Origin of the sequence: Amycolatopsis dongchuanensis (assembly GCF_039542405.1) — a bacterium.
In the GTDB taxonomy this organism is placed as follows: domain Bacteria; phylum Actinomycetota; class Actinomycetes; order Mycobacteriales; family Pseudonocardiaceae; genus Amycolatopsis_E; species Amycolatopsis_E sacchari.
Window position 1 is genome coordinate 45,747 of the sequence record NZ_BAABIB010000161.1, and the last position, 9,889, is coordinate 55,635.

11 protein-coding genes are annotated in these 9,889 nt (G+C 72.1%); 1 reads left to right on the top strand and 10 read right to left on the bottom strand.

The genetic code is table 11. From position 1 onward, the window contains the following. Window positions 1-105: 105 nt before the first annotated feature. The 4 genes from ABFX51_RS36895 to ABFX51_RS36910 all read right to left on the bottom strand — a co-directional run bounded on the left by ABFX51_RS36895 (window position 106) and on the right by ABFX51_RS36910 (window position 2,081). The gene (locus ABFX51_RS36895) at window positions 106-579 is read right to left on the bottom strand and encodes an SRPBCC family protein (protein ID WP_091505434.1); all 474 of its coding nucleotides are present in this window, start codon (window positions 577-579) and stop codon (window positions 106-108) included. Continuing rightward, window positions 576-899: an ArsR/SmtB family transcription factor gene (locus tag ABFX51_RS36900; protein WP_091505435.1), complete on the bottom strand. Its 324-nt coding sequence runs from the start codon at window positions 897-899 to the stop codon at window positions 576-578. Before ABFX51_RS36900 ends, ABFX51_RS36895 begins: the two co-directional genes overlap by 4 nt. A 52-nt stretch (window positions 900-951) precedes the next feature. Continuing rightward, window positions 952-1,110 carry a hypothetical protein gene (locus ABFX51_RS36905; protein ID WP_177228624.1) on the bottom strand — a complete coding sequence of 53 codons (159 nt, stop codon included), beginning with the start codon at window positions 1,108-1,110 and terminating at the stop codon, window positions 952-954. Between the two features lie 101 nt (window positions 1,111-1,211). Further along, on the bottom strand, window positions 1,212-2,081 hold the full coding sequence (locus tag ABFX51_RS36910; protein WP_091505436.1) for a LysR family transcriptional regulator: 870 nt from the start codon (window positions 2,079-2,081) through the stop codon (window positions 1,212-1,214). A 95-nt stretch (window positions 2,082-2,176) separates the two neighbouring features. Between ABFX51_RS36910 and ABFX51_RS36915 the strand changes: the two genes are divergently transcribed. Beyond that, entirely contained in the window at window positions 2,177-2,767 is a 591-nt protein-coding gene (locus tag ABFX51_RS36915) for an LURP-one-related family protein (protein ID WP_346056569.1), read from the top strand. A 23-nt stretch (window positions 2,768-2,790) separates the two neighbouring features. On the opposite strand, the gene fahA is transcribed toward ABFX51_RS36915, so the two are convergent. The 6 genes from fahA to ABFX51_RS36945 form a co-directional block, all read right to left on the bottom strand. Further along, window positions 2,791-3,960, bottom strand: coding sequence for a fumarylacetoacetase (gene fahA / locus ABFX51_RS36920; protein WP_346056570.1), 1,170 nt, complete (start codon window positions 3,958-3,960; stop codon window positions 2,791-2,793). Further along, entirely contained in the window at window positions 3,957-4,778 is an 822-nt protein-coding gene (locus ABFX51_RS36925) for a hypothetical protein (protein ID WP_346056571.1), read from the bottom strand. Before ABFX51_RS36925 ends, fahA begins: the two co-directional genes overlap by 4 nt. Continuing rightward, on the bottom strand, window positions 4,775-5,968 hold the full coding sequence (locus tag ABFX51_RS36930; RefSeq protein WP_091505439.1) for a homogentisate 1,2-dioxygenase: 1,194 nt from the start codon (window positions 5,966-5,968) through the stop codon (window positions 4,775-4,777). The genes ABFX51_RS36925 and ABFX51_RS36930 overlap by 4 nt, the downstream gene beginning before the upstream one ends. Then, window positions 5,943-7,568 carry an FAD-dependent monooxygenase gene (locus tag ABFX51_RS36935; protein ID WP_091505440.1) on the bottom strand — a complete coding sequence of 542 codons (1,626 nt, stop codon included), beginning with the start codon at window positions 7,566-7,568 and terminating at the stop codon, window positions 5,943-5,945. The genes ABFX51_RS36930 and ABFX51_RS36935 overlap by 26 nt, the downstream gene beginning before the upstream one ends. Window positions 7,569-7,591: 23 nt before the next feature. Beyond that, the gene (locus ABFX51_RS36940) at window positions 7,592-8,551 is read right to left on the bottom strand and encodes an MBL fold metallo-hydrolase (RefSeq protein WP_091505441.1); all 960 of its coding nucleotides are present in this window, start codon (window positions 8,549-8,551) and stop codon (window positions 7,592-7,594) included. An 11-nt stretch (window positions 8,552-8,562) separates the two neighbouring features. Further along, window positions 8,563-9,889 (bottom strand): MFS transporter (locus ABFX51_RS36945; protein WP_428832534.1); only part of this gene is annotated, 1,327 nt, incomplete at its 5' end.

Here is a 9,889-nt window from a genome sequence, read left to right on the forward strand (position 1 = left end):
GCCGCCGTCGCTGGAGACGGCGCCGCCGACCGACCCGCCGCTCTCAACTGTCCCGAGTGGACTTCCGGGACAGGCCTGCGTGCCCGCCCCGGAAGTCCGCCCGCCCTACTCGAACAGAGCGGCGTAGCGGGCCAGGTACAGCGGCCAGCCGCCATCGCTGGAGACGGCGCCGCCGACCGACTGCCAGCCGGGGCCGTGCCGGTCGAGGTGGCGGTGTTCCAGCTCCACGCGGGTGCGTTCGGGGCTCTCCGCGACGAACCGCACCTCGACCTCGCTGGTCAGGTCCGGATCGGACTCCACCTGCCACGTCGGGCCGATGTCCCAGCTGAACACGACGCGGTCGGGCGGTTCGTAGGCCAGGACGCGGGCCCAGCGGCATTCGCTGCCGTCGGCCGCGCGGTCGTAGATGTGGCCGCCGACGCGGGGTTCGAACACGGTCTCGGTGATGGGTGCGCCGAGCAGGTTGTGCTCGGGCGGTTTGAAGTCGCCGAACCGTTCGGTGAACGTGGCGAACGCGCGCTCGAGCGGCGCGTCGACGACGATCTGCCGCCGGACCACGGTCGATTCGGTCTGCGTCATGGGTCTTCCTCCGTCGGTTGCGCGGCGGCGTCCGCGTAGCTGGTCAGCGCCCGCTGCCAGAAGGTGTCGAGCTGGTCGCGCAAGGCGGCCACCGCCGTGGGGTTGAGCCGGTAGATCCGCCGGGTGCCGACCGCGTGCTCGCTGACCAGCCCGGCGTTCTTGAGGATCTTCAGGTGCTGGGAAACCGCGGACCTCGTCACGGGCAGGTGCTCGGCGAGCTGTCCCACCGCCTGCGGCCCTTCCGCCAGGCGGCTCACGATCGCGCGCCGCGTCCCGTCCGCGAGCGCGGTCCAGCCTTCTTCAACTCGGTCAGTACTCACTAACCGTTAGTCTTCACTAATATAGTGGGCGGGTCAACCCCGCCCCCGCACCTCATCGAGAGCGCGCGAACAGGAGCCCGCAGCCCACGAGCGCCAGCGCCATCGCCACCGTGGTCAGGCCTGCGAGCGCGGCGAAGACGGCGAGGACGAACGCCCGCACCGCCAGTACCCGCAACAGCCGCGCGACGTCGCGTCCCTCTCCGGCCTCCATGTCCCCGAGTCTTCGCTCCAGGACCGAGCACGTCCAACGCTGAATTCCGCTGCGATTCAGCTGCCGGATCGCTGAATCTGCGGGGTTCACCGGCCCCACGCTCACGCGCTCGCGGTCAGGTGCGCCAGCAGCGCCCGCGCCGCGGGGTTCACCGGCTCCCGCCCCCGCCCCGCCAGGAACAGGGTCCGGGTGAAGTCGGCGCCGGTGAGGCGGGCGAAAGGCAGCCCGGCCCGCTCGGCGATGGCCTCCGGCACGATCGTCACGCCGAGCCCCGCCGCCACGAGTTCCAGCAGCAGCGGCAGGTTCGTCGCCTCGCAGACGGGGTTGTGCCGCAGGCCCGCGTCGGCGAACCGCCGGTGGATCATCGTCTGCATGCCGCTGCCGCTGAAGTCCACGAAGGGCTCGTCGTCCACCTCCGCCAGCGGAACCCGGGCCCGGCGCGCGAGCCGGTGCCCGGGATGGGTCACCAGCACGAGGCGCTGCCGCCACCGGGCGAACGTGGTCAGCTCCGCCGGCACGGGCCCGTCGGCGGCGAGGTAGGCCAGGTCCAGTTCCCCGCCGGCCACGGCGGCGGCCAGCACGGGCGCGGCGCCGTCGCGGACGTGGATCCGCACGCCGGGGTGGCGGGCCTGGAACACGCCCAGCTCCCGCGGCAGGTCGACCACGGTGAGCGCCTGGATCGTGCCGATCGACACCCGGCCCCCGGTCAGCCCCGCGACGGCCGCGACCTCACCGCGCGCGGCGACGGCGTCGGCGACCAGACGGCGCGCGACGGGCAGCAGCGCCCGCCCCGCCTCGGTCAGCAGCACGCGGCGCGTCGTCCGCTCGAACAGCGGCGCACCCAGCTCGGTCTCGAGCTTGCGCACGGACGCGCTCAGCGCCGACTGCACGATGTGCACCTCCCGCGCCGCCGCGGTGAAGCTGCCGTGCCGCGCCACGGCCAGGAAGTGCTCGACCTGCCGCAACTCCATCCAGCGATGCTAGCGCTGGATCCGCTCGCAGCCAGCGACCGGGGAGATTTCCGGAAATTCCGGACAGGCCGCACGAAGAGTGCGAAGATCCGGGCATGGACATCCAGCAGCAGCACCGGTTCCACCTGCACCAGAAGGTCACCGTGATGGTGAACCGCTACGAGGTCTTCGCCGATGACGGGCAGGGCGAGCCGGGGCCGCTGGTCGCGTTCGTCGAGCAGAAGCGGATGACCTTCAAGGAGCAGGTCACGCTCTACACCGACGCCGGGAAGCAGTCCGTGCTCGCCGCGTTCCGCGCCCGCAAGGTGATCGACCTGGCCAGCGCGTACGACGTCAACGACGGCGAAGGGCGCCAGATCGGGGTGTTCGGCAAGAAGTTCGGGCAGTCGCTGCTGCGCTCCACCTGGCAGCTCGACCAGCCCGGCACCACGTCGGTCACCGTCACCGAACGCAACGAGACCATCGCGCTGTTCCGCCGCCTGTGGGACTTCCTGCCGTGGGTCGGCGACATCCCGTTCCCGTGGAAGTACCACTTCGACTTCCTGCGGGACGACACCGTGGTCGCCACCTTCGACAAGAAGACCCGCTTCCGCGACCACTACGTGCTGACCATCTCCGACGAGACGCTGGACCGGCGGCTCCTGCTCGCGCAGGCCGTCGCGCTGGACGCGCTGCAGTCGCGGTAAGCCGCCGGTCCACTTCGGACACGTCAGTCCCTGGCGGGCCGGATCGTGCCGGTGACCTCGCCGAAGGAGATCCGGCCGCCGTCCGGCCCCGGTGCCGTCGCGGAGATGGTGACCTCGTCGCCGTCCTCCAGGAACGTACGCTGCTCGCCCTTGACGGTGACCGGTTCGCGGCCGCCCCAGGTGAGTTCGATGAACGCGCCCCGCTGGGACTTCTCCGGGCCGGAGATCGTGCCGGAGGCGAACAGGTCGCCGGTGCGGGCCGACGCGCCGTTGACGGTCAGGTGCGCGAGCATCTGCGCCGGGGACCAGTACATCGTCCGGTAGGGCGGGCGCGAGACCTCCTCACCGTTCCACTCCACGACCAGGTCGATGTCCAGTCCCCAGTCCTCGCGGCCCCGCAGGTACGGCAGCGGCTCCGGGTCCTGCCCGGGCAGCGGCACGCGCGCGGCTTCGAGCGCCGCGAGCGGCACCACCCACGGGGAGATCGACGTGGCGAAGCTCTTGCCGAGGTGCGGGCCGAGCGGCACGTACTCCCACGCCTGCAGGTCCCGCGCGGACCAGTCGTTGACCAGCACCGCACCGAACACGTGGTCGGCGAAGGAGTCCACGTCGATCCGCCCACCCAGCGGCGAGGGCGTGCCGACGACGAACCCCAGCTCCGCCTCGATGTCCAGGCGGCGGCTCGGACCGTACGACGGTGCCGCCTCGTCGGGCGCCTTGCGCTGCCCGCACGGGCGCACCACGTCGGTCCCGGACACGACGACCGTGCCCGCGCGGCCGTGGTACCCGACCGGCAGGTGCTTCCAGTTCGGCATCAGCGGGTCCGAATCCGGGCGGAACAGCCGCCCGAGGTTCGAGGCGTGGTGCTCCGACGCGTAGAAGTCCACGTAGTCCGCGACCTCGAACGGCAGGTGCAGCGTCACCTCGCCGACCGGGTGCACGGCCTCACCCGGGACGTCCCCGCGCAGCAGGTCCCGCAGGCGGGCGCGCACCTCGTCCCAGCGGGCCCTGCCCTGCGCCAGGAACGGGTTGAGCGTGGGCGCGGCGAACACCTCGTCGTCGAGCAGCAGCGCCAGGTCGACGACGCTGTCGCCGAGGCGGACGCCGACCCGCCGCTCCTCACCCGGCCGGGAGAACACGCCGTAGGGCAGGTTGCCGTAGCCGAACAGCGACCCCTCCGGCACCTCGATCACGCCGGTACTCCTTCCCTGAGCACACCCAGCTCGACCAGTTCGGCGAGCGGTTCTCCGATGCTGCACGTGCCGAACGACAGGAACGCCGCACGCGTCGCGCGCACCCGGTCGTCGTCCAGCTCTCCCACCAGCCGCGCGACTTCGGCACCGTCCCGTTCGGACAGAAGCTCCCTCGCCCGCGCCGTCGTGCCGCCGGTGAGCAACGCATCTGTGGCGAGCAGCAGGTTGAGGAACCCGTGCTGCTCGAACCCGGTCTCGGGATCGGTGTTGCGCACCGCGTGGTGCAGGCCCGCGGTCGCCTTGAACGGCACCCCGGCCGCGACCACCGCCGCGATCGACCCGGCGAGCTCCGTCTCGTCCGGGTAGAGGTCGGCACGCACGCCACCGGTGCGGAACTTCGCGCGGTAGCGGCCGGAAAGCGCTTGCAGCACCGCGGCCCGCCGCGCGTCCCGTGGGACTTCGACGTACACGTCCAGGCCCTCCGGCGCCTCGATCTCGCTCGCGAAAGCGCTTTCCGGCAACGCCACCTCGACCGAACGTAGCTCGACCGGCAGCTCCGCCGCCGCGGTCAGCACCCCGGGCAGCCCGGCGGGACCGCCCGGCAGCGTCACCGACACCGGCAGCCGCGGCCCGTCCGGCGGCAGCAGCTCACCGAGCCGGGCCAGCGCATCGGCGGGGAGCACCAGCGGGCCGACCATCCCGGCGTACCACTCCCCCGCCCGCTCGCGGTAGGCGCGCACCGCGTCGGGCAGGGAAGCGTTGCCGGGCGGGAAGACCGCGGCGTCGTCGCACAGCCCGGCGACCAGCGCGGGGATCACGCCGGCCCCCGGCCCGACCAGGTCCAGGCGTAGGCGGGGTCCTCGGACGCCAGCCCGCCCTCGCCCAGCTCCAGCGGGCGGAACGTGTCGACCATGACCGCGAGCTCGTCGAAGAACTCCACGCCGAGCGACCGCTCCACCGCGCCCGGCTGCGGGCCGTGGCTGTGCCCGCCGGGGTGCAGCGAGATCGAGCCCTGGCCGATGCCCGAGCCCTTGCGCGCCTCGTAGTTGCCGCCGCAGTAGAACATCACCTCGTCGGAGTCCACATTGGAGTGGTAGTAGGGCACCGGCACCGACAGCGGGTGGTAGTCCACCTTGCGCGGCACAAAGTTGCACACGACGAAGTTGGTGCCCTCGAACACCTGGTGCACGGGCGGCGGCTGGTGCACGCGGCCGGTGATGGGCTCGAAGTCGGAGATGTTGAACGTGTACGGGTACAGGCACCCGTCCCAGCCCACCACGTCGAACGGGTGCGTGGGGTACACGTAACGCGTGCCGGTGATCCCGCGCGAGCCGCGGTGCTTGACGAGCACCTCGACGTCCGTGCCCTCGGCCAGCAGCGGCTCGCCCGGTCCGTGGAGGTCGCGCTCACAGTACGGCGCGTGCTCCAGCAGCTGCCCGTACCGGGACAGGTAGCGCTTGGGCGGGGCGATGTGCGAGTTCGCCTCGATCACGTACAGCCGCAACGGATCCGACCCGGTGGGCACCCACCGGTGGGTCGTCGCACGCGGCAGGAGCACATAGTCCCCCTGCCGCGCGGAGAGCACGCCGAACACGGTCTCGACGGTCGCCGACCCGGACTCGACGTACACGCACTCGTCACCGATCGCGTTGCGGTACAACGGCGACGCCTCGCCACAGACCACATAGGACAGACGGACGTCGGCGTTGCCGAGCACCAGGCGGCGGCCGGTGACGGCGTCCACGGCCTTCCAGTCCTCGTCGAACAGGTCGTGCAGCTTGAGGTGCCGCGGCAGCAGCGGGCGGTTCTCCGTCAGCGTCTGGTCCGGCAGCTCCCACGGGGTCGCGTCGACGATCGCCGACGGGACACCGCTGTGGTACAGCAGGGAGGAGTCGGACGAGAAGCCCTCCTCCCCCATCAGCTCCTCGTAGTACAGACCGCCCTCGGGGGTGCGGTGCTGGGTGTGCCGCTTGGGCGGGATGTCACCGACCCGCCGGTAGTAGGCCATCGGAGTTCTCCTTCCGGGTGGTGTCGTGGCCCAGCGCCCGCGTGAGCGCCGGGGTGATGTCTCGGTGATCGGTGAGGACGGCGGCGACGTGCGCGTCCGGCCGGACGAGCCACACCTCGCCGGGCCGGGCGCCGAGCGCGGCCGTCAGCGCGCCGCCGGGGTCGATCTCGTCGAGCGCGAGGACCCGGACCGGGCCTGGCGCCGCCGCGGCGGCGGTGAGCACGCCGTCATCGGCACCGGGCGCGGTCAGCAGCAGGAACCCGTCGCGGGCCAGCTCCCGGATCCGGCCCGGCCCGCGTGGTGTGACGACCGGTGCGTCCGGGAGCAGCACGCCGGGACCGGCGGGCGGCACCTGGCCACGGGGCGGCCGCCCCGCGAACGGGCGCTGCGGATCGGCGGTCGTGAGCGGGGAATCGACGTACCAGAACGGTTCCGACAACCGGCCCGAGTCGACGTCTTTCCGCGCCTCGGGGTCTTCGGCGGCCCGGGTCAGGATGTCGATCCGGCGGCGCGCCCGCTGTTCGTCCGGTGGCACGAGGAAGTCCATCGTCGCGGTCGTGACGGCGAGGTTCTCCCGCGCGGCGGCGTGCCGTTCGTCGTGGTAGCTGTCGAGCAGCGCGTCCGGCGCCCAGCCGTGGCCGACGTAGGCGAGCTTCCAGGCCGCGTTCTCCGCGTCGGCGACCCCGGAGTTGAGGCCCCGCGCGCCGAACGGCGAGACGAGGTGCGCGGCGTCCCCGGCGAGCAGCACGCGCCCGCACCGCATCCGGTCGACGACGCGGGAGTGGAAGCGGTACACCGACTTCCACACGATCTCGTAGTCCCGGTCGCCGATGATGCGGCGGATCCGCGTGTCCAGCGCGCCGGACGCGGCCTCGGCTTCGAGGTCGTAGTCCGCCGGGACCTGCCAGTCGATGCGGAAGGTCGAGTCCGGGCACGGGTGGATCAGCACCTGGCGGCCGGGGTTCCACTCCGGGTCGAAGTAGAACCGCCGCTCGCTCGCCCAGCCGGGCAGGTCGGTGCGGATGTCGCAGATCAGGAACCGGTCGTCGAAGGAGTGGCCGTCGAAGCGGACGCCGAGCAGGCGGCGCAGGTCGTCGCAGCGCGCGCCGGCGCACACCACGAGGTACGAGCCTGCCAGCTCGCGCCCGTCGTCGAGCCGCACGCGCACGCCCTCGCCGTCCTGTTCGACGCCGGTCACGCGGTGCCCCCAGCGCACGTCGATCGAGGGCTCCGCGGCGATCCGCTCGTCGAGGACCTCCTCGGTGCGGGTCTGGGAGATGTTGACGAACGGCGGGAACGCCGGGCGGCCGGGCTCGGCGAAGGTGTAGCTGAACAACTCGGTGCCGCGGTGGAAGGTGCGGGCCGTGGTCCAGGTGACGCCCTCGTCGGCGATCCGCCGCCCGGCGCCGACGGCCTCCCACACGTCGAGGACGTCGCGCTGCTGGCAGATCGCCTTGGAGCCGATCTTGTCGCGGTGCGGCCGCTGGTCGAGCACGATCGTGGGCACGCCCCAGCGGGCGAGCAGCAGTGCGGTGGTCTGGCCGACCGGGCCCGCGCCGAGCACGAGCACCGGTGCGGCCTGCCAGGATGCGGTGATCATCGGATGCTCCGTTCCGCGGGCGGTCAGCCCTGCAGCTGGGCCCAGACCTCGCGGTCGCGTTCGGCGGTCCAGATCACCGGACGCTCCACACCGGACAGTTCGTCCCACAGCCGCGAGACGTCGAACGGCAGGCAGTGCTCGAAGATCGGCCAGTGCCCGTAGTCGTCGACCAGTGCGGCGTGCGTGGCCTCGAAGGCCTCCTTGAGCGTGCCGCCACGCTGCTGGACGGCGCCGACCTCGCGGATCATCACCCGCAGGAAGTTGCGGGTCTGCTCGATCGCGGCGTCCACCGCGTCCCGGCCCCTGCTGACCCCGCCGCGGCCGCCGACGAGCTGCTCCGCGCCGAGCGCGTTCAGGTTGTCCAAAGTGGACGACGACCACTCGCGGTGGAAGGCGTCGCCGGTGTAGAGCGCGGCTTCGGCCTCCACGAGGTCACCGGCGAACAGGATCTTCTCGCGCGGCAGCCACGCGGTGATGTCGCCCTCGGTGTGCCCGCGGCCGTGCCACTGCAGCACCAGCTCGCCGCGGTCGCCGCCGAGGTCGATGGTCAGCCGGTCGGCGAAGGTGAGCGTGGGCCACGTCAGGCCCGGCACCGAGTCCGCGCCCTCGGCCAGGCGCGGCATGCGGGCGAACTCGCTTTCCCAGTCCTCCTTGCCGCGCTCGGCGACCAGCGCCTTGGTGTTCTCGTGCGCCACGATGGTTTCCGCCTGGAAAGCGCTTGCACCGAGCACGCGGACGGCGTGGTAGTGGCTGAGCACCAGGTAGCGCACGGGCTTGTCGGTGTGCTCCCGCAGTTTCGCGAGCCACTTGCGCGCGGCGACGGGCGTGGCGAGGGCCTCGAAGCAGACGAGGAAGTCCTCGCCCTCGATGGCGCCGATGTTCGGGTCGCCCTCGGCGGTCAGCGCGTAGACGCCGTCGGCGAGGACCTCCAGCGTCTGCTCCTTGGCGGCGGTGTCGGCGGAGGAGGCGAACGGTTTGGGCATGGGGTGTCCTTTCAGTCGGCCGCGAGCACGAAGGCTTCGCGCTCGGCGGCGGAACGCTCGCGCAGGGCGAGCACGGCGGCGAGACTGACCAGGCAGGTCAGCAGCATGTAGGCCGACACCGACAGCGACGTGCCGGTGAGGCCGATGAGCCAGGTGGCGAGCAGCGGGGCGAACCCGCCACCGAGGATGGCCCCGAAGGAGTACGCGAACGAGACCCCGCTGTAGCGGATGGCGGCCGGGAACAGTTCCGCGTAGGCGGCGGCCTGCGGCCCGTACGTCAGCCCGAGCCCGAAGGCGAGCACCACCACCGAAAGCAGCATCAGCGGCAGCGAACGGGTGTCGAACAGCAGGAAGAACGGGAACGTCCACGCGGCCATCGCGACCGTGCCGACGAGGTACGTGCGGCGGCGGCCCCACGAGTCCGACCAGCGCCCGGCGAGCATGGTGAACACGCCCCAGCTGACCGCGCCGACCATGCCCACGAACAGCATCGTGGAGCTGGACAGGCCGAGCGTGCGCGTGCCGTAGGAGTTGATGAACGCGATCAGGATGTAGCCGACCATGTTGTTGGCGATGAACAGCCCGATCGCGACGAGCAGTTCCCGGGTGTTGCCGCGGAACAGCTCGGCCAGCGGCGCGGACCGGCGGGCACGGCGTTCGCGCAGTTCCGTGAAGACGGGGCTCTCGGAAACCTTGGCGCGCACGAAGAACCCGACCGCGATGAGCACGACGGACAGCAGGAACGGGATGCGCCAGCCCCACGCCAGGAACTGCTCCTTCGTGGTGAGCGTGGAGACGGTGAAGAACACGAGGTTCGCCAGCAGGAGGCCGATCGGCACGCCGATCTGGGGGTAGGAGCCGAGGTAGCCGCGGCGGCCGGGCGGGGCGTGCTCGACGGACATGAGCGCGGCGCCGCCCCACTCGCCGCCGGCGGAGAAGCCTTGGAGCAGGCGCAGCACGACGAGCAACACGGGCGCCGCGACGCCGATCGAGCCGTAGCCGGGCAGCACGCCGACGCCGACCGTGGAGATGCCCATGAGGAGCAGCGTCGCGACGAGCACGGCCTTGCGCCCGAGGCGGTCGCCGAGGTGCCCGGCCACCACGCCGCCGATAGGCCGGGCGACGAAGCTGACGCCCAACGTGGCGAAGGAGGCCAGGAGCGCCGCGGTGCCGTTGAGGGAGGGGAAGAACTGCGTGCCGAAGACGAGGCTCGCGGCGGAGGCGTAGACGAAGAAGTCGTACCACTCGATGGTGGTCCCGACGAGGCTCGCCCCCACGACGCGGCGCAGCTGGGCGGGGGTGGTTCGGGTGGGGGTGGTGGCGGCGGGGCGGGGGGCG

What these genes read in the sequence shown, in the direction of transcription:
- ABFX51_RS36895 (WP_091505434.1), bottom strand. Translation starts at nt 579, where the DNA reads ATGACGCAGACCGAATCGACCGTGGTCCGGCGGCAGATCGTCGTCGAC.
- ABFX51_RS36905 (WP_177228624.1), bottom strand. Translation starts at nt 1,110, where the DNA reads ATGGAGGCCGGAGAGGGACGCGACGTCGCGCGGCTGTTGCGGGTACTG.
- ABFX51_RS36910 (WP_091505436.1), bottom strand. Translation starts at nt 2,081, where the DNA reads ATGGAGTTGCGGCAGGTCGAGCACTTCCTGGCCGTGGCGCGGCACGGC.
- ABFX51_RS36915 (WP_346056569.1), top strand. Translation starts at nt 2,177, where the DNA reads ATGGACATCCAGCAGCAGCACCGGTTCCACCTGCACCAGAAGGTCACC.
- ABFX51_RS36930 (WP_091505439.1), bottom strand. Translation starts at nt 5,968, where the DNA reads ATGGCCTACTACCGGCGGGTCGGTGACATCCCGCCCAAGCGGCACACC.
- ABFX51_RS36935 (WP_091505440.1), bottom strand. Translation starts at nt 7,568, where the DNA reads ATGATCACCGCATCCTGGCAGGCCGCACCGGTGCTCGTGCTCGGCGCG.
- ABFX51_RS36940 (WP_091505441.1), bottom strand. Translation starts at nt 8,551, where the DNA reads ATGCCCAAACCGTTCGCCTCCTCCGCCGACACCGCCGCCAAGGAGCAG.